The 22,391-nt window shown below is 75.5% G+C and carries 20 protein-coding genes and 2 pseudogenes; 17 read left to right on the top strand and 5 right to left on the bottom strand.

The window, feature by feature from the left end:
* Positions 1 to 20: 20 nt before the first annotated feature.
* Genes G7075_RS10495 through G7075_RS10485 form a run of 3 tightly spaced genes read left to right on the top strand, consistent with a single transcriptional unit; the run spans position 21 to position 2,451 of the window.
* Positions 21 to 425: an adenylyltransferase/cytidyltransferase family protein gene (locus tag G7075_RS10495; RefSeq protein WP_166121623.1), complete on the top strand. Its 405-nt coding sequence runs from the start codon at positions 21 to 23 to the stop codon at positions 423 to 425.
* Entirely contained in the window at positions 422 to 1,567 is a 1,146-nt protein-coding gene (locus G7075_RS10490) for a hypothetical protein (RefSeq protein WP_166121621.1), read from the top strand. The genes G7075_RS10495 and G7075_RS10490 overlap by 4 nt, the downstream gene beginning before the upstream one ends.
* Positions 1,525 to 2,451 carry a hypothetical protein gene (locus tag G7075_RS10485; protein ID WP_166121619.1) on the top strand — a complete coding sequence of 309 codons (927 nt, stop codon included), beginning with the start codon at positions 1,525 to 1,527 and terminating at the stop codon, positions 2,449 to 2,451. The genes G7075_RS10490 and G7075_RS10485 overlap by 43 nt, the downstream gene beginning before the upstream one ends.
* 51 nt (positions 2,452 to 2,502) lie before the next feature.
* Here G7075_RS10485 and G7075_RS10480 read toward each other — a convergent pair.
* Positions 2,503 to 3,299: pseudogene (locus G7075_RS10480) on the bottom strand (inositol monophosphatase).
* 120 nt (positions 3,300 to 3,419) lie between these two features.
* On the opposite strand from G7075_RS10480, the gene G7075_RS10475 reads away from it, so the two are divergent.
* From G7075_RS10475 to G7075_RS10445, 7 genes are all read left to right on the top strand, one after another.
* Positions 3,420 to 4,406 carry a DNA topoisomerase IB gene (locus G7075_RS10475; RefSeq protein ID WP_240917541.1) on the top strand — a complete coding sequence of 329 codons (987 nt, stop codon included), beginning with the start codon at positions 3,420 to 3,422 and terminating at the stop codon, positions 4,404 to 4,406.
* A gap of 57 nt (positions 4,407 to 4,463) precedes the next feature.
* Entirely contained in the window at positions 4,464 to 5,543 is a 1,080-nt protein-coding gene (locus G7075_RS10470) for a glycosyltransferase family 2 protein (protein ID WP_205860471.1), read from the top strand.
* The gene (locus tag G7075_RS10465; RefSeq protein ID WP_240917540.1) at positions 5,536 to 7,491 is read left to right on the top strand and encodes a glycosyltransferase family 4 protein; all 1,956 of its coding nucleotides are present in this window, start codon (positions 5,536 to 5,538) and stop codon (positions 7,489 to 7,491) included. The genes G7075_RS10470 and G7075_RS10465 overlap by 8 nt, the downstream gene beginning before the upstream one ends.
* Positions 7,492 to 7,501: 10 nt before the next feature.
* On the top strand, positions 7,502 to 8,437 hold the full coding sequence (locus G7075_RS10460) for a lysylphosphatidylglycerol synthase domain-containing protein (RefSeq protein WP_166121615.1): 936 nt from the start codon (positions 7,502 to 7,504) through the stop codon (positions 8,435 to 8,437).
* Positions 8,434 to 9,240: a class I SAM-dependent methyltransferase gene (locus tag G7075_RS10455; RefSeq protein WP_166121613.1), complete on the top strand. Its 807-nt coding sequence runs from the start codon at positions 8,434 to 8,436 to the stop codon at positions 9,238 to 9,240. The genes G7075_RS10460 and G7075_RS10455 overlap by 4 nt, the downstream gene beginning before the upstream one ends.
* On the top strand, positions 9,240 to 10,190 hold the full coding sequence (locus G7075_RS10450; protein WP_166121611.1) for a DNA-3-methyladenine glycosylase: 951 nt from the start codon (positions 9,240 to 9,242) through the stop codon (positions 10,188 to 10,190). Before G7075_RS10455 ends, G7075_RS10450 begins: the two co-directional genes overlap by 1 nt.
* A 154-nt stretch (positions 10,191 to 10,344) precedes the next feature.
* Complete coding sequence (locus tag G7075_RS10445) at positions 10,345 to 11,301, top strand: hypothetical protein (RefSeq protein ID WP_166121610.1); 957 nt, start codon at positions 10,345 to 10,347, stop codon at positions 11,299 to 11,301.
* Positions 11,302 to 11,360: 59 nt separating this feature from the next.
* On the opposite strand, the gene G7075_RS10440 is transcribed toward G7075_RS10445, so the two are convergent.
* The 3 genes and pseudogenes from G7075_RS10440 to cofD form a co-directional block, all read right to left on the bottom strand.
* Positions 11,361 to 12,170: a coenzyme F420-0:L-glutamate ligase gene (locus tag G7075_RS10440; protein ID WP_240917539.1), complete on the bottom strand. Its 810-nt coding sequence runs from the start codon at positions 12,168 to 12,170 to the stop codon at positions 11,361 to 11,363.
* Positions 12,167 to 12,418: a coenzyme F420-0:L-glutamate ligase gene (locus tag G7075_RS21155; RefSeq protein WP_240917538.1), complete on the bottom strand. Its 252-nt coding sequence runs from the start codon at positions 12,416 to 12,418 to the stop codon at positions 12,167 to 12,169. The genes G7075_RS10440 and G7075_RS21155 overlap by 4 nt, the downstream gene beginning before the upstream one ends.
* A pseudogene (gene cofD / locus G7075_RS10435) lies at positions 12,415 to 13,408 on the bottom strand (2-phospho-L-lactate transferase). The gene G7075_RS21155 and the pseudogene cofD overlap by 4 nt, the downstream one beginning before the upstream one ends.
* A 226-nt stretch (positions 13,409 to 13,634) precedes the next feature.
* On the opposite strand from cofD, the gene G7075_RS10430 reads away from it, so the two are divergent.
* The 3 genes from G7075_RS10430 to G7075_RS10420 all read left to right on the top strand — a co-directional run bounded on the left by G7075_RS10430 (position 13,635) and on the right by G7075_RS10420 (position 18,504).
* Entirely contained in the window at positions 13,635 to 13,883 is a 249-nt protein-coding gene (locus tag G7075_RS10430; RefSeq protein WP_166124333.1) for a WhiB family transcriptional regulator, read from the top strand.
* 915 nt (positions 13,884 to 14,798) lie between these two features.
* Positions 14,799 to 16,919 carry a hypothetical protein gene (locus tag G7075_RS10425; protein ID WP_166121608.1) on the top strand — a complete coding sequence of 707 codons (2,121 nt, stop codon included), beginning with the start codon at positions 14,799 to 14,801 and terminating at the stop codon, positions 16,917 to 16,919.
* A 109-nt stretch (positions 16,920 to 17,028) separates the two neighbouring features.
* Positions 17,029 to 18,504: a DUF5719 family protein gene (locus G7075_RS10420; RefSeq protein WP_166121607.1), complete on the top strand. Its 1,476-nt coding sequence runs from the start codon at positions 17,029 to 17,031 to the stop codon at positions 18,502 to 18,504.
* 22 nt (positions 18,505 to 18,526) lie between these two features.
* Here the strand turns inward: G7075_RS10420 and G7075_RS10415 are convergent, their stop codons facing one another.
* The gene (locus tag G7075_RS10415) at positions 18,527 to 18,943 is read right to left on the bottom strand and encodes a metallopeptidase family protein (RefSeq protein WP_240917537.1); all 417 of its coding nucleotides are present in this window, start codon (positions 18,941 to 18,943) and stop codon (positions 18,527 to 18,529) included.
* A gap of 61 nt (positions 18,944 to 19,004) precedes the next feature.
* Between G7075_RS10415 and G7075_RS10410 the strand changes: the two genes are divergently transcribed.
* The 4 genes from G7075_RS10410 (at position 19,005) to G7075_RS10395 (ending at position 22,346) form a co-directional block, all read left to right on the top strand.
* Positions 19,005 to 19,376 (top strand): DUF3499 domain-containing protein, encoded by a 372-nt coding sequence (locus G7075_RS10410; protein WP_166121605.1) that lies wholly within the window; start codon positions 19,005 to 19,007, stop codon positions 19,374 to 19,376.
* Positions 19,377 to 19,531: 155 nt separating this feature from the next.
* Positions 19,532 to 20,122: a TadE/TadG family type IV pilus assembly protein gene (locus tag G7075_RS10405; RefSeq protein WP_166121603.1), complete on the top strand. Its 591-nt coding sequence runs from the start codon at positions 19,532 to 19,534 to the stop codon at positions 20,120 to 20,122.
* The gene (locus G7075_RS10400) at positions 20,119 to 20,673 is read left to right on the top strand and encodes a TadE/TadG family type IV pilus assembly protein (protein WP_240918038.1); all 555 of its coding nucleotides are present in this window, start codon (positions 20,119 to 20,121) and stop codon (positions 20,671 to 20,673) included. Before G7075_RS10405 ends, G7075_RS10400 begins: the two co-directional genes overlap by 4 nt.
* Positions 20,670 to 22,346 carry a pilus assembly protein TadG-related protein gene (locus G7075_RS10395; RefSeq protein ID WP_166121599.1) on the top strand — a complete coding sequence of 559 codons (1,677 nt, stop codon included), beginning with the start codon at positions 20,670 to 20,672 and terminating at the stop codon, positions 22,344 to 22,346. Before G7075_RS10400 ends, G7075_RS10395 begins: the two co-directional genes overlap by 4 nt.
* The last annotated feature ends 45 nt before the right edge of the window (positions 22,347 to 22,391 follow it).

Here is a 22,391-nt window from a genome sequence, read left to right as displayed (position 1 = left end):
ACCGACTAGGCTCCCCTGCCATGAGTGGGCGCACCGTCATCACGTTCGGGACCTTCGACGTCTTCCACGTCGGCCACGTCCGGGTGCTCGAGCGCGCCGCCGCCCTCGGCGACCGGCTTGTCGTGGGGGTCTCCGCCGACGCCCTGAACGTCGCGAAGAAGGGCCGGCCGCCGGTCTACACGCAGGACGAGCGGATGGAGATCGTCCGGGCGATCCGCGTCGTCGACGAGGTCTTCGTCGAGGAGTCCCTCGAGGCCAAGCGCGACTACATCGTCGAGCACGGCGCCGACGTCCTCGTCATGGGCGACGACTGGGCCGGCAAGTTCGACTGGGTCTCCGACGCCTGCGAAGTCGTCTACCTGCCGCGGACCCCCTCGGTCTCGACGACGGGCATCATCGAGCACATCGCCGGCCTCGGCTCGTGACCGGCCGGGCCCTCACGGCCTCGGCCCTTGCGGCGGGCCTGTGGGTCGTCGGCGTCGCATCGGCCGGAGGCGTGCTCGCGGCCGTCGGCTGGTGGACGCCGTGGGTGGCCTGGCCGCTGGCCGTGCTCGTCGCGGTGGGAGCGGCGGTCCTCGTGCGCGGGCTGCCGGCCGTGCGGGTCGCACCCGCCGCCGGGGTGGCGATGGTCGCCGTCGTGCTCGGCTTCGCGGTGTACGCCGGGGTGACGCACTCCGAGCACGTGCTGCCGCGCCGTGACGCCGCGAGCAACCTCCAGGCCGCCGTGAGCCTCGCGACGACGCACGAGCGGGTCGTGCCCGTCGACGTCGCGGCCCTCGGGGTCGGCGACGCGCTCGCGCGCGGTGACGTGACCCTGGCCAGCGCCGCGTTCTACCAGGTGGGGTCGGCGAGCGACCCGGCCGTGCAGCCGCAGTTCCTCATGGCACCGGCCGTCGTCTACGGCTTCGGGGTGTGGGCGGGCGGTCCGTCGCTCGCCCAGCTGCTGCCCGCGGTCGTCATGGCCCTCGGGGTGCTGCTCGTCGGCCTGCTCGGCGCGCACCTCGCCGGGTCGTGGTGGGGGGTGGCGGCGGCCGGGCTGACCGCCGTGCTCTTCCCGGTGCTCAACGTCGCGCGCGGCACCTACTCCGAGCAGCTGGCGCTGCTCACGCTCTTCGGCGGGCTGCTGGCGCTGACCCTCGTGGTCGGACGAGACGACGACCGGGCGACGCGGCGGCTGGCGCTGCTCGGCGGCGTGCTCGTCGGGGGCACGGCGCTGGCGCGGGTCGACGCCCTGCGCGAGGTGCTCCTCCTCCTGCCCTTCCTGGCCGTCGGCGCGGCGCTGGGGCAGCGGTGGGTGCGGCCGGTCGCGCTCGGGCTCGTCGGGTCGACCGTCGTGGCCTGGGCGCTGGCCGTCCTGCTGTCCTACCGGTACCTCGGCGACATCCACGCGAGCCTCCTGCCCCTCGTGGCCATCGCCGTGGTCGTGCTCGTGGGGTCGCTCGGGGGCTGTGGCTGTGGCGGCGTGGCCGTCGCCTGCGGGGGGCGGTCGTCCGGCGCTCACCGGACGTCCTCGCCGGGCTCGTCGTGCTCGCGGGCCTGGGGCTCTGGAGCCGGCCGTGGTGGATGACGGTGCGCCAGGACCCCGACGACCCCGGGTCGCGGTACGTCGCCGGGATGCAGCGCCGGCAGGGCCTGCCCGTCGACGGCGGACGCACGTACGCCGAGCACACCGTCGACTGGCTGTCCTGGTACGTCGGCTGGGTCGCGCTGGTGGTGGCCCTCGTGGCCCTGGCGCTCCTGCTCCGACGGGCGCTGGCCGGGCTGGGGGAGGGGCGGCTGGCGCCGTGGGCACCGGCCCTCGTCGTTACGGCGGCCTCGACCGTCCTCACGCTGCTGCGGCCGGGCATCACGCCGGACCACCCGTGGGCCGACCGCCGGCTGCTCATCGCCCTGCCGCTCGTCGTGCTGCTCGTCGTGGCGGCGGGGTCGTGGGCGGCGCGCCGGCTGACGTCATCCGGGAAGCGGTGGGGCACAGCGCTGGTGGCGGTCGTCACGGTGCTGGCGGTCGGGGTTCCGGCGGTGCTCGCGACGTGGCCGTTCCGGGGGGTGGGGGTCGAGCGGGGGTCGCTGGCGGCCGTCGACCGCGTCTGCTCGGCGCTGGGCCCCGACGACGTCGTGCTCGGCATCGACAGCCGGGCGTCGTCGGAGTGGCCGCAGACCGTGCGCGGCATGTGCGGGGTGCCCTACGTCGTCGCGGCGACTCCGGTGCGCCAGGACCCCGCGAGGCTCTCGGAGGTCGTCGGTCAGCTGGCCCGCGCCGTGGCAGCCAGGGGTCATCGGCTCGTCGTGCTCGCCGCGGACGGACCGGAGGCCATCGAGGGCCTGGGTCTGACGCCGCGGTCGGTGGCCGACATCCGCTTCCCCGAGGAGGAACACGCGCTCGACCGGCCGCCGCGCCGCACCGACCGGGGGGCCGTGCGGGTGTCGGTCGCCGAGGTGCCGGCGGGCTGAGGCGCCGGCGGGCCGAGGTGCGGGCGGGCCGAGGTGTTGGCCCGGGCCGGGTCAGCCGCGGGTGAAGGCCCGCTCGGCGCGCCGTTGCACGGCGCCGCAGGTCTGGGCGTCGACGGCGACGACGAGGCCGGGGAGCAGCGACGTGGCGCGGTAGGGCGAGCCGTCGGGGTGCACCACCGCACCGCCGGCCTCCGTGACGAGGAGCGTGCCCGGTGCGTGGTCCCACGGGTTGGAGCGCGAGTAGACGATGTAGTCGGTCTCGCCCTCGACGAGCTTGGGGTAGTCGACGCCGCAGCAGACCCAGGACAGGCGCATCGGCGGGAGGTCGTCGAGGGACTGGTCGCGCAGGGCCCACATCGAGGTGACGCCCTGCGGGGCACGGTCCTCGGGCACCGGGGAAGTGTGCATCCGCTCGCCGTCGCGGTAGGTGCCGGACCCCTTCTCCGCCACCCAGGTCCTGCCGTGCTCGGGCTGGAAGACCCACGCCCGGACGCTCTCGCCGCGCACGACCTCGGCGACCATCACCGCGTGGTCGGGGAGCCGTGGACGAAGTTCTTCGTGCCGTCGACGGGGTCGACGGTGAAGGCGTGCTCGGCCGCGAGGTAGCGGTCCATGAGCGTGTGGTCGGCGGCGTGGGCCTCCTCGCCGAGCACGACGGCGTCGGGGTAGGCCTCGAGGAGTCGGGCGGTGATGAGGACCTCGGCCTCGCGGTCGGCGACGGTGACGAGGTCGCCGGGGTTCTTCTCCATCACCTCGCCGTCGGCGAGGGAGCGGAACCGGGGGGTGATGACCTCGGCGGCGACCTCGTGGAGCAGGTCGGCGACGGCGTCGGTCGAGAGGCCGGGCATGGGGGCCACGCTTCCACACGGCGCACGCCCGGCCCAAACCGCGCCGTCGAAGCGCGCTGACCTGCGGGCTTGCGGCGGGGTTCGCGTGGGTAGGGTCCCGGCATGGCGAGGTTGCGGCGGGTGTCCCCGCGGTCGGCGGGGTGGACCCGCAAGCGGGCGGGCAAGGGGTTCTCCTACCGCGATGCCGGGGGTGAGGCGCTGCCCGCCGAGCAGGTCGAGCGCATCCGGTCGCTGGCCATCCCCCCGGCGTGGCAGGACGTGTGGATCTGCCCGCACCCCAACGGGCACATCCAGGCCATCGGCACCGACGCGGCCGGGCGGCGGCAGTACCTCTACCACCCGGACTGGCGGACGGCCCGCGACGAGCTGAAGTTCGACCGGGTCAAGGCCGCGGGCACCCGGCTGGCCAAGGCGCGCGAGGCGATCGTCGGCGACCTCGCGGGGGAGGGGATGCCCCTGGCGCGGGCCGCGGCGACGGCGACCCGGCTGCTCGACCTCGGGTACTTCCGCATCGGGTCCGACGCCTACACCGACGCCAACGGCTCGTTCGGGCTGACGACGCTGGAGCGCCGGCACGTGCGCCGGCAGGGGTCGGACCTGGTGTTCTCGTTCGTCGGCAAGTCGGGCATCGAGCACTCGATCACGGTCAGCGACCCGCAGGTCATCGACTCGCTCAACTACATGCGGCAGCGGCGGGGCGGGTCGAAGCGGCTGCTGGCCTACCGCGGCGAGGCGAAGTGGGCGGACCTGCAGGCGGCGGCGGTCAACGAGTACATCTCGCAGATGGTCGCCGAGGACCTGACCGCCAAGGACTTCCGCACCTGGCACGCGACGGTGCTCGCGGCGGTGGCGCTGGCGGAGTCGCCGGAGCCGGGGTCGACGGTGGCGTCGCGCAAGCGGGCGGTCAAGGCGGCGGTCGAGGAGGTCTCGGCCTACCTCGGCAACACGCCGACCATCGCCCGCAAGTCCTACATCGACCCCCGCGTCATCGACCAGTACGAGGACGGCGTGACGATCGCCGGGACGCTGCGCAAGCGGTACCGAGACGACGCCAAGCGCCAGGCGGCCATCGAGAAGGCCGTGGCACGGCTCATCGACGGCGCCTGAGCACGGCGAGCCCACGCGGGACGGCGGGGCGGCCCCGCGCCGGTAGGCTCGCGGGCGATGAACGAGCACCCCGAGACCGCGGCCGCCGGCACCGACCACGACGCCGTGCACGCGGCCCCCACCGAGCAGATCGACGTCCGCACCGGCGAGCTGGCCGGCCGCAGCACCGACCCCGCGTCGGCCCGGCCGCTCCCGCCCCGCACGGGCGGCGGCTACGTCATCGAGGACGGCGCGGACGGCCCCGGCCCCGCCCCGTACGTCACCGTGGTCCTGCCCTGCTACAACGAGGGCGCCCACGTGCTGGAGGAGATCGACCGCTGCTCGCGCGTGCTCGAGGAGTCCGAGCTCACCTACGAGATCCTCTGCATCGACGACGCGAGCACCGACGACACCCTCGAGGTCCTGCGCGCCGCCCAGACCCGGTACCCGCACATCCGGGTCCTGCCGTTCCGCCGCAACGGCGGCTCCGGCACCGCCCGGCGCATCGGCACGCAGCAGGCCCGCGGCGAGGTCGTCGTCTGGACCGACGCCGACATGACCTACGAGAACGAGCGCATCCCCGAGCTGGTCCGCATCCTGCGCGACGACCCCACGTACGACCAGGTCGTCGGCGCCCGCACCACCGAGGAGGGCACCCACAAGTGGGCCCGCGTCCCGGCGAAGTGGCTCATCCGCAAGATCGCCGAGTGGCTGACCAAGACCCGCATCCCCGACCTCAACTCCGGCCTGCGCGCCTTCCGCCGCGACGTCTCGCTGCCCTACCTGCGCCTCCTGCCGGCCGGCTTCTCGTGCGTCACGACGATCACCATCGCGTTCCTGTCCAACCAGCACGACATCAAGTACGTCGAGACGGCCTACGCCAAGCGCGCCGGCGTCAGCAAGTTCCACTTCGTCGGCGACGCCTACCGCTACATCCTCCAGGTGCTGCGGATGGTCATGTACTTCGACCCGCTCAAGGTGCTCATGCCACCGGCGCTGTGGCTCGTCGTTATCGGTCTCGTCAAGGCCGTCGTCGACATGGTGCGCCACCCGTTCTACTTCCCGGCGAGCACGGTGCTGCTCGTCGTCAGCGGCATCATGATCGGCTCCCTCGCCCTGCTCTCCGACCTCGTCGTGCGGTCCAGGGACGGTGTCTGACACCGTGACCGGGCCCGACGGGGGGACGGACGCGACGACGCTGACCGGTGGGTCCGGCGACCCCGACCACGGTTCGGGCGCTGCCCTGCGGGTCGCCCTCGTCGGCCCGACCCACCCGTTCAAGGGCGGTGTCGCCGCGCACACGACGACCCTCGCGCACGAGCTCGCCGACGCCGGCCACGACGTCACCCTCGTCTCGTGGAGCCACCTCTACCCCTCGCGCCTCTACCCGGGCGAGCAGGCCGTCCCCGGCGGCACCCCGGACGTCGACCCGTTCCCGCGCACGCTGCGCGTCCTGTCCTGGGCCCGCCCGGACACCTGGCTGCGGGCCGGCCGGCGGCTGCGCGACGTCGACGTCGTCGTGCTCGTCCACGTCGTGCCGGCCGTCGTGCCGGCCCACCTCGCGTTGCTGCGGGCCGCCGGAGCCGGCGGGGGAGGGCGCGGGCCGCGTGCGGTCGTCATCGCCCACAACGTCCTGCCGCACGAGACCAACCCCGGCGACCGGCAGCTCGTCGGCGCCCTGCTCAAGCGCGCGGACGCCGTCGTCGTGCACTCCGACGAGCAGGCCCGGGTCGCGGCCGACCTCGGCGCGCGCCGGGTCCGCGAGGTCGACCTGCCCCCGCACCTGCCCGGCGGCGAGCCCGAGCCGCGCCCTGAGCACGACGGTCCCGTGCGCCTCCTGAGCCTCGGCATCGTCCGCGACTACAAGGGCGTCGACCTCCTCCTCGAGGCCCTGCGCGAGGTCGACGGCCCCACGCTCACCGTCGCCGGCGAGCTCTGGGGGGACGCCGGTCGCCGGGTCCGCGAGCTGGCCGCCGACCCCCGCCTGCGCGACCGGGTCGAGGTGCACGGCGGCTACGTGCCCGCCGACCGGATCGCCGGCCTGATGGCCCGCCACGACGTCGTCGCCCTGCCCTACCGGTCCGCGACGGCCTCCCAGAACGTCCTCCTCGCCCGGCGCCACGGGGTGCCGGTGCTCGCCACCGCCGTCGGCACCTTCCCCGGGCAGGTGCGCGACGGCGTCGACGGGGTCCTCGTGCCCCCGTCCGACCGCGAGGCGCTCGTCGGGGCCCTGCGCCGGCTGGCCGACCCCGCCGCCGTCCGGGCGCTGGCGGCCGCCGTCCGCGAGCCCGACCTCAGCGGGCCGTGGGCGAACTACGTCGGGGCCATCGAGGCGCTCGCAGCCCCGTCCTCCGCCTTCGCCGACGACGAGCCCCCCACCCCGGTCGTGCCCCTGAACCCCGTGGCGCGGATGCGGTCGGTCGCCGCCGTCTGGCGGGCCCGGCGCGGCCCGGTGCTCGACCTGTCGCCGGTCGACCTGCCCGAGACGGTGCGGGCCACCGACCTGCTGACCGTCGACGCCGAGGCGGTCGAGGCCGTCGAGGTCGCCCGCGACCTCGGGCTGTCCCGCGCCGCCAAGGACCCGGTCGCCGCCTGGGCCGCGCTCGGGGCCGTCGCCGCCCTCGTCCGCATCCTCGACGACCGCACCCACTCGGCCGTGCTCGTCGACGAGTCCGGCAGCGGCAGCCCGTTCTCGCGGTGGGCACGCGCCCTCGGGTTCGCGCCCGTCGAGCTCGAGCTCACCGGGCCGCGGGCGGCCATCGAGGTCCTCGACGTCGACACCGCCAGCCTCGACGTCGTCGCCCGGCTGCACCCCGGCGGCTGCACGGCCACCGACGTCGACCTCGTCGTCGGGCAGGCCTCGTGGGCGCTGCGCTCGGGCGGTCTGCTGCTGCTCACGGTGCCCATCGGCGACGACGACCCCGACTTCGCGGTTCGCCCGGCCGACGTGCGCGGCATCCTCGCGCGTGCCGACGACCTCGGGCTCACCCTCGTCGGCGACGTCGACGGCGACGTGCTCGGCCGGATGCGCGAGGCGCGGATCGCGTTCGGCGGCAACGACTCCCCGGCCTACGCGGTGCTGCGCCTCACCTTCCGGCGCCGGTGACGGGCACCCGATGACCCGCTCCCGCGTCCTCGTCGTCGTGCGCTACGGCCTGCTGGCCCTGGTGCTCGTCGCCGTCGGGTGGGCCCTGGCCCGCAACTGGTCGGAGGTCTCGCGCGAGCTCGGCCGGATGAGCTGGCCCGCCGTGCTGGCCGGTCTCGTCCTCACGACCGCGGCCCCCGTGGCCACGCTCGTCGGGTGGCGGTTGCTGCTCGCCGACCTCGGCACCCGGCTGCCCGTGGCCCCGGCCGCGAGCGTCTTCTTCGTCGGCCAGCTCGGCAAGTACGTGCCCGGCTCGGTGTGGACCGTTCTGGCCCAGGCCGAGATGGGCGCCAAGCTCGACGTGCCGCGCCGTCGGATGGCCGTCACCGGGTTGCTGTCCATCCTCCTGGCCATCCTCGTCGGGAGCCTGCTCGGCGTCGTCGCGCTGCCCCGGCTGCTGGCGCGGGGCAGCTCGCCGGTGACGCTGTGGGTGCTCGTCGCGGCGGCGCTGCTCGGCGGCGTGCTGCTCTGGCCGCGGCTGCTCAACGCACTGCTCGCCCTCGGGCTGCGGATCCTGCGCCGCGAGCCGCTCGAGCACGCGCTGTCCGGACGGGCCATCGTCCTCACCTGCCTGTGGTTCGCCGCCGCCTGGGTCTTCGCGGGCCTCGGGGTCGCGGTGCTCGTCCTGTCGCTCGCGCCGGACGCCGGCGCCTCCGACCTGGTCATCGGTGTCGTGTGCGGGTTCGCCCTCGCCTCGGCCGTCGGCCAGCTGTCCGTCCTCGTGCCGGCCGGCGTCGGGGTGCGCGACGGTGTGCTGGCCCTGCTCCTCGTCACGTTCATGCCGCTGTCGGCCGCGACGGCCGTCGTCGTCGTCGCCCGGTTCCTCGCGATCGTCGCCGACCTGGTCGTCGCGGGGGCGGGCTGGGCGTGGGGACGTCGGCACCACCTCCTAGGATCCGTGGGATGAGCGAGCGACCGGAGCGTGAGGAGCAGCTCGCCTACTCGGAGTCGATGGCCAAGATGCTCGACGAGCAGGCGCGACGGCAGAAGGCGGCCAAGCTGATCGCCGTCGTGCGGCACGCCCTGGGGGTCGAGTCGCTCGCCGGGCTGACGGCGGTCGACGTCGGGTGCTCGGCGGGGTTCATCGCCGACGAGCTGGCGCTGGCCGGAGCCACCACGAGCGGCGTCGACATCGACGAGCCGGGGCTCGAGAAGGCGCGGGCCCGGTTCGGCGAGCGGGTCGACTTCCGGCTGGCCCGCGGTGAGGACCTGCCGTTCGACGACGACTCGGTCGACGTCGCCGTGCTCAACCACATCTACGAGCACGTCGTCGACCCCGAGGCCGTCGTCGCCGACATCCACCGCGTCCTGCGGCCGGGTGGGCTGCTGTACCTCGGTGTCGGACACCGCTTCCAGGTCATCGAGCCGCACCACCGGCTGCCGTTCCTGTCGTGGCTGCCGCAGCGCGCCGCCGACCGCTACATGCGCCTCACCGGCAAGGGCGAGCAGTACTACGAGCACTACTACACGCCGCGCGGCCTGCGTCGCCTCTTCGCCGACTACGACGTCTGGGACTACACGCTCCCGGTGCTCGCCGACCCCGCGGCCTTCTCCGCCGGCGACAACGTGCCGGCGTGGGCGGCCCGGGTCCCCGAGCGCGTGCTGGCCGCCGGGCTGCCGCTCGTGCCCACGTACGTGTGGGTGGCGTTCAAGGGCGCGGCGACCCCGGCCGGCCCGGCGTTGCGGGTGCCCCCGCGCCACGTGCGCTGATGGCCGGCGCGGGCGTCGACGGCGGTGGGGCCGAGCGCGTCGTCCGGGCCTCGCGGCCGGTGCCCCTCGGGGCGGTGCTCTCGACCTTCCGGCGCGGTGGCGGCGACCCCACGAGCCGGCGCGACGACGCCGGGTGGTGGTTCGCCTGGCGCACGCCCGACGGTCCGGTGACGCTGCGGCTCACGGCACCCGCGGGTGTCGCCGAGGAGGTCACGGCGCACGCGTGGGGGAGCGGCGCCGGGTGGATGCTCGAGCAGGTGCCGGCGCTGCTCGGCGAGGACGACGACCCCAGCGGCTTCGAGCCCGCCCTGCACCCGCTCGTCGCCGACGAGTGGCGGCGTCGGCCGGGCTGGCGGGTGCCGCGCTCGGGGCTGGTCGTGCAGAACCTCGTCGCGTCGGTCATCGAGCAGAAGGTCACCGGCAAGGAGGCGTTCGCGGGGTACCGGCGGCTGGTCCGGCGCTTCGGCGAGCCGGCGCCCGGGCCGGGGGAGGCGCTGGGGCTCGCCGTCCCGCCGACGCCCGCGGGCTGGGCGGCCGTGCCGTCGTGGGAGTGGCTGGAGGCGGGGGTCGACCCCGGCCGCTCGCGCACGGTGTCCGCGGTGGTCCGGTACGCCGGGCGCCTCGAGGAGTGCGTCGGGATGACCCCCGAGGCGGCGCGCGCCCGGCTGACGGCGCTGCCGGGCATCGGGCGGTGGACCTGGGCCGAGGTCGCCCAACGGGCCCTCGGGCTGCCCGACGAGGTGAGCTTCGGCGACTACCACGTCGCCAAGGACATGACGTGGGCGCTCACCGGCACCCCGCAGGACGACGACGCCCTCGAGGCCCTGCTCGAGCCGTGGCGCGGGCACCGGTACCGCGTGCAGCGCCTCCTCGAGCTCGGCGGCCACCACCGCCCCCGACGCGGCGCCCGGATGACCCTCCCGACGCACCTCCCCACCCGCGGCCGCTGACCCCGGCGCCTGCTCTGCGGGAGGGACGACCGGGTCATCACACGTACAACCCTCCCGTGGAGCGGGCCTGTGGACGAGCGCCGCCGGCGGCGGGCCGGGTGCGGGACCCTGTGGCGGGGAGGTCGGCATGTGGGAGCAGCGGGGGAGACTGCCCGTGGGGAGCCCGGTCGGGGCGTGGTCGGCAGCCCAGTTCGGGCTCGTGACCCGCGCCCAGGCCTCGGCCGCGGGGATGACGAGCGATGCGATCGAGTGGAAGGTCGCGTCGGGTCGCTGGACCGTGGCCGCCCGGGGCGTCTACCTGACGACACCCGGCCGGTCGGGATGGGAGGTCCGGGCGGGAGCGGCGTTCCTGCGGGTGCACTCCACCCACGGACTCGCCGATGCCGCGCTGGTGGGCAGCTCGGCGGCCTTCGTCCTGGGACTGCTTCCGACGTCACCCGCCGTCGTCCGGGTCGGCATCCCGCACGCACGCCGGGTCGAGGCACCCCACGGTGTTTCCCTGCACCGGATGGTGCGCTTCGACGAGGTCCTCGACGACCTCGCCTACCCGTGGCGCACGACCGTCTCGGTGACCGTCCTCGACTGCGCCGCCGAGGGCGACGCCGACGCTGCCCTCGCGCTGGTGGCCCGTGCAGTTCAGCGCGGACTCACGACGGCCGAACGGCTCGACGCCGAGCTGCGCGCACGGGGTCGTCACCGCCACGGTCGGCTCCTGCGCCAGGTGCTGGGGGAGGTGGGCGACGGGGCACACAGCGCTGCCGAGCTGCGGTACGTCCGGGATGTCGAGACCGCTCACGGCCTTCCGCGCGGGCGTCGGCAGGCCGCGGGGAACAGGGGCGCCGTGCACGACACGGAGTACGAGGGCTTCGCGACGATCGTCGAGGTCGACGGTCGTCTGGGCCACGAGCGGTGGGCGGACCGGGTGCGTGACGGTCGTCGGGATCGGGGTGCGGCCGGTCGCGGCGCCTTCACCACGCGGGTCTTCTGGCCCGACGTGGCGGTGACCCCCTGCCGGACCGCCGTCGAGGTGGGGTCGGTCCTCCGGGCCCGGGGATGGCTCGGATCGCCACGACCGTGCCGACGGACCGGGTGCGTCGTGCCCCGTCGGTGAGACGTCCCGGGGAGGGTTGACCGCGTGGAGACCCGGTCGAGGCTCCCGTGGGCGCCGCGTCAGGTGAGGCGGAGGGTGACGGACGTCGGTGTGCGGGAGATGGGCTCGGCCGCGAGGTCCTCCGAGGCCGCGGCCACCTCGGTGCGGACCACGAGCCGGCCGAGGTCGTAGGAGTCGTCGGCGGCCAGGACCAGCTCGGCGGCGTCGGCGGCGACCGAGACGTCGGCCGACCCGTCGGGGACGTCGTGCAGGGCGAGGGCGACGACGCGGCCCACGCGGTCGGCGAGCGGCTCGGGGGCGACCGACCGGAGGCCGACCTCCGTCGAGTCCGCCGACCCGGGCTCCACCCCGAGGGCGGCCCGCAGGGCCTCGACGTGGCCGAGCGCGAACCAGTCACCGGCACCGGTGCGCACGAGCGAGCGGGCGCCGGCGCCGTCGCCGGCGTCGGCGAACCACGCGGCCGGAAGCCCTCGCACGAGGGCCGCGGGCACGCCGTCGGCCTTGCCCTTGACGAGGTCGGCGGCCGCGGCGACCTCGTCGGCCACCGCGCGCGCCGTGACGGCCAGCGGGCGGCCGTCGTGGTCGACCCCACCGCGCAGGTCGTCGAGCACGGCCAACCCGGCGCAGCCCAGCGCGAAGTCGGTGAGCCCGGCGCGCCACGGCCGACCGGCGGTGTCGGACAGCACGACCCCCAGCGACACGGCGACCCCGAGACCGGCCGCGGCCAGCAGCGCCGAGCGCAGCCGGGTCGCCTCGGCATCCGGGTCCTCCGGCAGCAGCAGCACGGCGCCCGACGGCCCGGTGTTCGAGGCGTCGACGCCGGCGGCGGCCATCACCGGACCGGCCACGGACTCGACGACACGGGTCACGCCGGTGCCCCCGCGCGTTCGGCGACCACGCGGCGCGTGTGCGCCTCGACCGCGTCCTCCCGCGACCCCGACCCCGTGAGCCCGAGGGCCTTGGAGACGACCTTGCTCGAGACGACGAGGCAGTCGCCCTCCGCGAGAATGAGACCGGCGCGGTCGAGGGCCGCCAGCAGCAGGCCGGCGAGGTCGTCGCCGGCCCGGACCTCGGGGACCCCGACGAGCGCCCGGACCTCCAGGGCCGGAGCGTTCACGCCCTGACCGAGGACGCGAGGCGCAGCGCGTGCGCCGCGATGCGACCGGTCGCCTCGACGTCGGACATGAGCAGCGGACCGTCGAAGGCCTCGACCCGCGCGCGGGCCAGGTGGGTCCCGGCGTCGGCGGGGTCGACGAGCCATCCGTCGAGGAAGTCCTCGTACAGCCCGGCCACCCCGGCGGCGGTCACGGGCACCCCGACGGCCTCGAGGCAGGCGTCGGCGTGTCCGCGCACGGGCCGCCCGGAGATGAGCGGCGAGACGCCGACGACGGGAGCAGCGGTGCCGCGCAGGGCATCCCGCACCCCCGGCACCCCGAGGACGATGCCGATCGACACGACCGGGTTGCTCGGCGGCAGGAGCACGACGTCGGCCTGGCGGATGGCGTCGAGGACGCCCGGCGCGGCGGCGGCCCGGTCGAGCCCGGCGACGACGAAGCGCCGCGCGGGCAGGGACGCCTGGTGCCGGACCCACCACTCCTGGAAGTGGATCGCCCGCTCGCCACCACCCGCCCCTCACCGTCCCCGTCGTCGTCGACGACCACGTGGGTCTCGACCGGGGTGTCGGTCATCGGCAGCAGCGTGATGCCCTTCTCGGGCAGCCCCCACCGGGCCGCGAGCCGCGCCGTGACCTCCGACAGCGGCACGCCCTGCCCGAGCCACTGCGAGCGGACGACGTGCGTGCCGAGGTCGCGGTCGCCGAGGGTGAACCACTGGGGAGGGCGCCGTAGGCGGCGAGCTCGGCCTGGACCACCTGCGTCTCGCCGGCCCGCCCCCAGCCCTGCGACTCCTCGACGCCGCCGCCGAGGGTGTAGAGCAGGGTGTCGACGTCCGGGGAGACCCGCAGGCCGAAGAGCGTGATGTCGTCACCGGTGTTCGCGATGACCGTGACCTCGGAGTCGGCGAGGCCGGGCGTGGTGTCGAGGTGGTGCCGCAGCCCCCGGACGAACCGGGCCCCGCCGACGCCGCCCGCGAGGGCCGTGATGCGCATGCGGGGAAGTCTCCCAGCCCGACCCCCGGGGACCGAATCCGGCTCCGGCGTCACTCACGTACCACAGGCAACCGTTCGGGTGAAATTGACCCGATAACACCGAACGGCTTGACGAGCGTGGCATGACACGCGTGTAATTCCATGCATGTACCTCCGGAGCGACCGGCCGGGGTGCACGGGTCGAGGTCGAGGAGGAACCATGCACGAGCTCTTTCTGGTCGAGGGGATGCTCGGGAACGTCGAGCCGGAGGAGGGTGCCCTGTCCTGGCAGGAGCGCTCCCTCTGCGCGCAGACCGACCCCGAGGCCTTCTTCCCGGAGAAGGGGGGCTCCACCCGCGAGGCCAAGAAGGTCTGCGTCGGGTGCGAGGTCCGGTCCGAGTGCCTCGAGTACGCCCTCTCGAACGACGAGCGCTTCGGCATCTGGGGCGGGCTGTCCGAGCGGGAGCGCCGCAAGCTGAAGAAGCGCGCGGTCTGACGCAGGGGTCCCCCCTGCCGACCGCCCCCTTCGCATGACGCTGGCCCCGCCGCGCCCCGTCGACACCGCACCGGCCTCCTCCGCCGGTGCGGCCGCTCCCGACGTCACGGCGCTGGTCGTGACCCACCGCGACCCCGCCGGGGTGCGTGAGGTCCTCGAGGCCCTCCTCGCCCAGACCCTGCGACCCGACGCGGTGCTCGTCCTCGACCGCACCGCCGGCGCCGTCCTCCCCGAGGGCGACCCCGACGCCGGCCGCACGCTCGCCGACCTCGTCGCGCACGTCGCCCACGACCTGCCGGTCTCCGTCGTCGCCGCCGACCCCCGGGCCCCCGCGCGCAAGGCCGCCTTCCGGGCCGTCCTCGACCACGAGCCCGACCCCTCGGCCCCGAGCCTGCTGTGGTTCCTCCCGGTCGGCACGCACCCGGAGCCCGCCGCCCTCGTCCGGCTCGTCGACGCCTGGCGCCGGTCGCCGTCGACGGGGGTCGTCGGCCCGAAGCACGTCGACGTCGACGCCCCGCACCGGTTGCGGGCGGTCTCCATCCGCACGACCCGCGGCGGCCGCCTGCTCGCCCGGCCGGTCCCGGGCGAGCCCGACCAGGGCCAGTACGACACGACGAGCGACGTGCTCGCCGTGCCGTTCGCCGGGTCCCTCGTCGAGCGCGACCTGCTCGTGGCCCTGCGCGGCTGGGAGACCACCTTCGGCGACGTCGGGGCCGACCTCGACCTCGGCTGGCGGGCCCAGGCCAGCGGCCGGCGCGTCGTCGTCGTGCCCTCCTCCCGCGTCCGGTCCCGGGCCGGGGTCGCCGTCGCCACCGCCACCACCGGTGCCCGCCGCCGCGCCGCCCGCCGGGTCGCGATGGCCCGGGCCCCTGGTGGTCCACGCCGTTCCTCGCCGTCTGGGTCGCCGTCAGCTCGGTGTTCGCGGCGCTGGCCCTGCTGCTCCTCAAGCGCCCGCGCAGCGCGTGGGCCGAGGTCGCCTCCCTCACCTCGCTCGACCCCGTGCGTGGCTGGCGGGCCCGCTGGCGCACCCGGCACCGCCCGGCCGTGCGCCGCCGCGACCTGCACGCCGTCTTCGAGCCGCGCCGGGCCGTGCTCACGTCCTGGGGCGACTCGGTGCACCACGCGCTCGTGACGCCGCAGCCGCCGATCGGCGACGAGGCCGCCGACCTCAACCCCCGCTCGTGGGTCGTCAAGGTCGTGCGCCACCCCGGGGTGGTCGCCGTCCTCGCCGCCCTGGCCACCACCGTGGCGGCCGGGCGGTCGCTCGGCCTCGACCTCGTCACCGGGCTCGGCAACGGCCTCACCGGCGGCGAGCTGGTCGGCTCCCGCGCCGACGCCGCGAGCCTCTGGCACGCCTGGCGCGACGGCTGGTCCGGCCCGGGCCTCGGCGGCCCGGAGCAGGCCGGCCCGGCCAGCGCCCTCCTCGCCGCCCCCGCCTGGCTCGTCGACCACCTGCCCCTCGTCCCCGACCCGGTGTCACCGGGCGGAGTCGTCGTCGCCCTCGCGGTCCTCCTCGCGATGCCCGCCGCCGCCGTGTCGGCCTACCTCGCGCTGCGCGTCGTCGCGACCCGGCGCTGGGTGCGCACCCTCGGGGCCGTCGCCTGGGCCTGCTCGGGCCCGGCGGCCGCGGCCGTCGCCCAGGGACGGCTCGGCGCCGTCGTGGCCCTCGTCCTCCTGCCGGCCGTCGCGGCGGGGCTCTGGCTCGTCGCCACCCGCCGCTCCACGGCCACGAGCGCCTTCGCCACGGCGCTGGCCACCACGCTCCTCGGGGCCTTCGCGCCCGTGCTCGCCGGGCTCGCCGTCGTCCTCGCGCTCGTCCTCGCCGTCGTCCGTAGCCGGGTCCGGGCCCACGCCCTCGTCGCCGCGCTCGTCCCGTCGGCCGTCCTCGCGCCGTGGGTGCTCGCCGCCGGCTCGGCCTCGTGGCCGGCCGTCGTCGCCGGCACCGGTCTCGCCCAGTGGGGCGGCAGCGCGCCGGCGGCCTGGCGCCTGGCCCTGCTCGACGCCGGGGGCGCCGGAGCCCCGCTCGTCTGGACGGCCGTGCCCCTCGTCGTCGTCGGCCTCGTCGGCCTGCTCCGGGGCCGCTCGTGGCGCCGCGCCCCCACCGCGCTGGCCGCCCTCCTGCCGGTCCTCCTAGCACTCGCCCTCGTCGCGCCCCGGCTGCGCCTCGGCACGGTCCCCTCCGGCGTCGAGCCCGCCGGCGAGGCCATCACGCTGTGGGCCGGGACGATGCTCCTGCCGCTCACCCTCGTCCTCGTCCTCGCCCTCGCGCACGGCCTCGACGCCCTGCCGGTCCACGCCGTCCGCGACCGCTCGCGCGTCCTGCTGCGGCTCGTGGCCGCCACCGCGGTCGCGGCCGTCGTGGTGCTCGTCGGGGGCGTCGTCCTCGGCACCCTCGGCACCGGGCTCGCGCCCTGGCGTGACCCGCGCCCCGCCGTCGCCGTCGACCAGGCCGCCGGCGCGTTCGCCACCCGCTCGCTCTTCGTCGAGCCGGGCGACCGCGGCGCCGCCTACCGCTTCGTCGGCCGTGAGGACGCGCGCCTCGTGCGGACCCTGCCGGCCGAACCGGGGGCCGACGCCGCCGTCGCCGCCGACGTCACCGGCCTGCTCGGTGCGGTCCCGGGCAGCCAGAAGCTCGTCGGCGCCACCGCCGCTGACCTGCTCGCCGTGCGCGGCGGTCAGGTGCCCGAGGTGGTCCGGCGCCTCGACGCCACCGACGGCCTCCAGCGCATCTCGCCCAAGGACGGCTGGGAGCTGTGGCGGCTCAGCCCCACGGGCACGAAGTCCGAGGCCCTCGTCGCCCCTCCGCGCCTGCGGATGGAGAGCAAGGCCGGCACCCGGCTCGTCGTCACCACGGGCGACCACGCCGCCACGACGACGACCATCGACGCCCCGCGGGCGCGCGCCTCGTCGTCGCCGAGCCGGCCGGATGGGCCGAGCACGCCGTCGTCGAGGTCGACCGGCGGGTCCTGCGGCCGGTCGCCGACGCCGCCTCGCCCACCTACGAGCTCCCGCAGGGCACGGGCACGCTCACCGTGACCCTCACCGACCCGCAGCGCTGGTGGCACCTCGGCCAGGTCCTGGCCCTCGCGGTGCTCGCCTTCCTCGCCGTGCCCTTCGGCCGGCGCGAGACCCGGGTGGTGGGTCGATGAGCCGCCTCGCGCGCCTGCGCCCTGCCGTGCCGGCCGTCTCCCGCGTCGTCCTCGGTGGCGGGGTCGCCGCGGCCCTGGTCTGGGTCGCGGCCACGCACGGCGAGGGCCTCGACCTCGCGGCGGCCAGCGGCGCGCAGGAGGCCCCCGTCGCGCCGACCAGCCTCGCGACGAGCATCGACACCATGTGCCCGGGCAACGAGCTGAGCGGCATCTCCGGCATCGACGACGTCTCCGTCGGCGGCACCGTCGCCGCGGTCACCGGTCCCGAGTCGCTGCTGCCCGTGCCGGCCACGGGGCCCGGCACGGCCCGCGTCACCGGCGGTTCGGCCCGGCTCACCGACGTCCCCTCGCGCCCCGGCGCCGCGTCCGCCGCCCTCCCGCGCAGCGGCCCGGTCGCCCTGCGCGCCACCGGCTCGCTCGCGCCGGCCGTCGTCGGGATGCAGGAGTGGTCGAGCACCCGCAGCGACCTGCGCGGCCTCGTCACCACCCCGTGCCTCGCGGCCGGCACCGACCTCTGGCTCCTCGGCGGCGGGGCGGGCGCCGGTCGTCAGGAACGGCTCGTCCTCGTCAACCCCGGCGGCAACCCGGTCACCGCCGACGTCACCGTGCACGGGGCTGCGGGCCCGGTCGCGCCCGCGCGCACCGAGACCGTCCCACCCGGCGGGCGGGTCACGCTGCTGCTCGATGCCGTCGCGGGGGAGGAGGCCACCCCGGCCGTCCACGTCGTCGCCGACGGCGGGGGGCTGCACGCCACGCTCACCGACACCTGGCTCGTCGGCAGCACTCCCCGGGGGGCCGAGACCGTGGTCCCGGCCGACCCGCCGTCGACCGTGCAGGTCGTCCCGGCCGCCGTCCTCGGCTCCGGCAGGACCACCCTGCGCGTCGTCTCGCCCTCCGGTGAGGACGCCGTGGCCAGCGTGACCCTCCTCGGGCGCGACGGCCCGGTCGCCACCACCGACGACACGGTCGTCACCGTGCCCGCCGAGGGGGTCGGCGAACTGGCCCTTCCGGCCGTCCCGCCGGGGGCCTACTCCGTCGTCGTGCGCTCCGACGTCCCGGTCGCCGCCGCCGTGCTCAGCACGCCGGGCGACGCCGCGGCGGCCGGCGACATCGGCTGGGCGGTCTCCGCCCCGGCCCTGTCCGGGGTCGGTGGCGCCGCCCTCCCGGCCACCCCCGGGGTGTCCCGCTCGCTGCGGCTCGTGAGCACCGGCGGGGCCTCGACGGCCGAGCTCACCCTCGTCGTCGGTGGCGACGAGCGGACCCGCACGGTCAGCCTCCTCGCCGACCGCGCCGTCGACGTCGACCTCGCCGGTGCCTCCGCCGTCTGGGTCGAGCGCACCGGCGGGTCCGGCAGCCTGCGCGGCGGCCTGACGTCGGTGTCGGGCAGCGGGGCCGCCCTGCTGCTCTCCGAGGTGCCCCTCGAGCCCGTGGCCGTCACCTCACCGGTCAGCCGCGCCTTCCCGCTGCCCTGAGCCCTGAGCCCCGCGCTCGCGGTCAGCGGTCGGGGTCGACGTCCGGGTCGAGCTCGTGGGCGGGCACGCCGAGCAGGGCCGCCACCTGCTCGGTGACCACCTCGCGGACGATGTCGGCGAGGTCCTGGTCGTCCTGGGCGCGGGCCTCCACCGGACGCCGGTAGACCACGACCCGGTCGGTGCGCGAGGTCGTGGCCCGCAGCAGCCGCCCGAGCGGGGCGACCTGCTCCTCCCACGGGGCCGGGTCGGTGGGCGGGACGTCCTGCACGGCGAACTCGGTTCCGGCGTAGCGCGTCCCGAGGTGGGGCCGGAGCCGGTCGGCGGCGTCGAGGACGAGGTCGTCGAAACGCTCACGGCGGGTCGTCATCGTCGGCACGGTCGGCCACGCGAGGGGTCCGCGGTGGCCCCGTCCGTGGCGGTCGCGGCGGCGGGCGGTCACCCGGCCGACTCTACGGCGTGCCTCCGGGAGGTCGTCGCAGCCGCCGCCTAGAGTCGAGCGCGTGAACCTGTCGCGGAAGTGCACCAAGACCGGCTGCCGGCAGCCGGCGGTGGCGACGCTCACCTACGCCTACTCCGACCGCGCCGCCGTCCTCGGGCCGCTCGCCACGTACGCCGAGCCGCACACCTACGACCTCTGCGCCGACCACGCCACCCGGCTCACCGCACCGCGCGGGTGGGACGTGCTGCGCCTGGCCACCGAGTACCCCGACCCCGAGCCCACCACCGACGACCTGCTCGCGCTCGCCGACGCCGTCCGCGAGGCCGGGCGTCCCCGCGCGGCCGCCGACGTGCCGCCGCCCCTCCCCGAGGTCACCGGTGAGGTGGCCCGCCGCGGCCACCTGCGGGTGCTGCGGGGCAGCGCCGAGGCCTGACCCCGCCGGCAGGCCGCCCTCGGGCGCCCTGCGGCCACACGGCCTTTCCTGCTCGGCCGTTCGGACGATCCGACCCCTCGACCCGTCGCCCACGGGAAACCCCCGGCCCTACCGTCGGTCCCGCCCAGGTCGTCTCGCAGGGAAAGGGGTTCGCCGTGCATCGGCTGCGTCCGCGTCCCCTCCGACCCACCCCGGCCGAGACCCGTGACGAGCGGGGCGCCGTCGCCCTCGAGGCCGCGCTCGTGTTCCTCTTCCTCTTCACGATCCTCGCCGGAGTCGTGGACCTCTCGATGTTCTTCAAGACCAGCTACCAGCTCTCCAGCGGCGCCCGGGCCGGTGCCCGCACCGCCGCCTCGGAGCCGCTGGCCTCCAGCTACGCCGGCGACGCCGCCGCGCAGGTGGTGAGCACGCTCATGGGGATGGAGGCCGCCCGGGTCCAGGCGATCTGGGTCTACAACGCCAACTCGACGACCGGGGACCCGGTGAACGCCGGGTGCGCCGCGGACTGCGTCCGGTTCTCGGTGACGTCCGACGCCCAGGGGAAGATCACCGGCGTCGGGACCTCGACCGGCACGTGGAGCAGCCGCTCGGCCTGCGCCACCGGTACCCCGACCATCCAGTCCGTCGGCGTGCGGGTGCAGTACCGGTACGACGCGCCCATCCAGTTCGCCGAGAACACCGTGATCACCGAGTCGAGCGTCATGCGCTTCGAGGAGATCCCCTCGACGAAGACGTGCTCGACATGATGTTCCACGCCCGCCGCGACGAGCGCGGCGCGTCGGCCGTCGAGGCGGCCTTCGTCACCCCCGTCATCCTCCTGCTCATGGTCGGCATCCTCGAGTTCGGGTTCTACTTCAAGGACTCGCTCTCGACGTCGCAGGCCGTCAAGGCCGGGGTCCGGCTGGCCTCGTCGCAGCCGCGCAACTCCGGCTACGCGCAGGCCGCGGCCGACCGCATCCAGGAGAGCTCCGGCGCCCTGGGGCGTGGGGCCATCCAGCAGCTGTGGGTCTACAAGGCCAACGTCAACAACAACTTCCCGCAGGGCCGGTCGGACTTCGCCGACTGCTCCACGTGCATCAAGTTCACCTGGAACGGCACGCGCTTCGTCCCCTCGGCATCCCCGACGTGGGCCGCCTCGACGCACGACGCGTGCGCGAGCAGCCCGCCCGACCGGATTGGTGTCTACATGCAGGTCCGTCACGCCGCCATCACCCGCTTCGTGTTCACGAGCATCGACATCAACCAGGCCGATGTCCTGCGCTTCGAGCCGATGCCCCGGACCGGGGGCTGTCGATGAGCGCCCGCCGGGTGCTGCGCGCCCTCCGCCCCCGCCGACGGCAGCGCGACGAGCGCGGCTACATCGCCGTGATGAGCGCCCTCCTGCTCATCGTCCTCGTGTCGCTCTCGGCCTTCGCCGTCGACGTGGGCAACTGGTACCTCGTGAGCCAGCGCGCCCAGCGCGCCGCGGACGCCGCCGCCCTCGCGGGCGTCACCAAGCTGCCGGGCAGCCAGACCAACGCCTACGCCCTGGCCCAGCAGTACGCCAAGAACAACGGCTTCGACAACGCCGACACCAGCGTCACGGTCGTCCCGAGCCGGGGCACCAACGCCACCCAGCTGCGGGTCGACGTGAGCCGCACGGTCAACAACTTCTTCGGCAGCCTGCTCGGCCTGTCGACCTCGAACGTCAGCAGCCACGCGATCGCCGACTACACCGGCCCCATCCCGATGGGCAGCCCGTGCAACGAGTTCGGCAACGACCCCGAGGCGTCGTCGTCGGTGCGCGCGAGCTCGTGCAGCGCCGTCAACGGCAACCTCTGGGCCAACGTCAACGGCCCGGACGCCCAGAAGCAGAACGGCGACGCCTACTCGTCGCTGCGCTGCAGCACGACCGCCGCGGGGCAGGACGGCTGCTCGAGCGGGACGAACTCGCAGTACGACGCCAGCGGCTACCTCTTCGACATCACCGTCAAGAGCGCCCTGCCCTCCCTCAACATCCAGCTCTTCGACCCGGTCACCGTCAACGTCGGACTCACCTGCGGGACGGGCTTCGGCTCGAACACCACCGCCGCGACCCAGGCGGTCAACCCGTGGCACGCCGCCAGCAACTCCGGGTCCGACCGCTACGTGAGCGGTGTCTCGAGCGACTACTGCACGGGTGACAACCACTACGACACCTCGAACAGCCAGGTGCAGCGCACGCGGTTCGTGGTCCGCGCCCCCGGGGTCAGCTCGTGGGACCCGATGAGCGGCGCCATCGTCTGCGACGTCACCTACGACGGGTACACCGGCACCCTCTTCAACGTGCTCAACGCGTCGTCGTCGAGTACCTACAAGGCGAGCATCGCCGAGAACTTCCGCCGCTGGGTCGACTTCTGCCCGGTGTCCAACCCCGTCCAGGGCACGTACACCCTCCAGGTGACCTCGAACGTGGCCGGCGCGTACCAGAATGCCGACACCGGCAACCGGTTCGCCGTCCGCGCGACGACGGGCACGACGGCGGGCCTCAACGCCATCACCGTCTCCGGCCGTGAGCGGATGGGCATCTTCGCCAACAAGAACGGCTCGGTGACCACCTTCCATCTCGCGCGGGTCCCCAGCGGCACCGGCGGCAGCACGCTCAAGGTCTCCCTGTACGACGTCGGTGACTCGACGGCAGCGGGGACGATCAAGATCGTGAACCCGACCGGGGGGAACTACAGCGGCTGCACCGGGAGCGGGGTCACGACGACGATCTCGGCGACCTGCTCGTTCTCGGTCCCGGCGGGGACGTCGAGCAGTCCCAACGCCTTCAACGGCCGCTTCCAGAACATCAACGTGCCGATCCCGACCGGGTACTCGTGCAACGACAACGACCCGACCGACTGCTGGGTCAAGCTCGTGTACGACTACGGCTCGAGCGCACAGCCCACCGACGTGACGGCCTGGTCGGCCCAGCTCGAGGGCGACCCGATCCGCCTCATCGAGTGACGGCGGGGCCCGGTCACCCGGCCGGCGCCCCTCCCGTAGGCTCGT

The sequence above is a fragment of the Phycicoccus sp. HDW14 genome (assembly GCF_011383005.1).
Classification (GTDB): domain Bacteria; phylum Actinomycetota; class Actinomycetes; order Actinomycetales; family Dermatophilaceae; genus Phycicoccus.
The sequence above is the reverse complement of the archived record's forward strand: the minus strand, read 5'-3'. Positions and strand labels throughout refer to the sequence as shown.

Bases quoted from the DNA above. Each gene is read 5' to 3' on its own strand.
- G7075_RS10395 (WP_166121599.1), top strand. From the start codon at position 20,670: ATGAGCGCCCGCCGGGTGCTGCGCGCCCTCCGCCCCCGCCGACGGCAG.
- G7075_RS10400 (WP_240918038.1), top strand. From the start codon at position 20,119: ATGATGTTCCACGCCCGCCGCGACGAGCGCGGCGCGTCGGCCGTCGAG.
- G7075_RS10460 (WP_166121615.1), top strand. From the start codon at position 7,502: ATGACCCGCTCCCGCGTCCTCGTCGTCGTGCGCTACGGCCTGCTGGCC.
- G7075_RS10420 (WP_166121607.1), top strand. From the start codon at position 17,029: ATGAGCCGCCTCGCGCGCCTGCGCCCTGCCGTGCCGGCCGTCTCCCGC.
- G7075_RS10495 (WP_166121623.1), top strand. From the start codon at position 21: ATGAGTGGGCGCACCGTCATCACGTTCGGGACCTTCGACGTCTTCCAC.
- G7075_RS10455 (WP_166121613.1), top strand. From the start codon at position 8,434: ATGAGCGAGCGACCGGAGCGTGAGGAGCAGCTCGCCTACTCGGAGTCG.
- G7075_RS10430 (WP_166124333.1), top strand. From the start codon at position 13,635: ATGCTCGGGAACGTCGAGCCGGAGGAGGGTGCCCTGTCCTGGCAGGAG.
- G7075_RS10450 (WP_166121611.1), top strand. From the start codon at position 9,240: ATGGCCGGCGCGGGCGTCGACGGCGGTGGGGCCGAGCGCGTCGTCCGG.
- G7075_RS10470 (WP_205860471.1), top strand. From the start codon at position 4,464: ATGAACGAGCACCCCGAGACCGCGGCCGCCGGCACCGACCACGACGCC.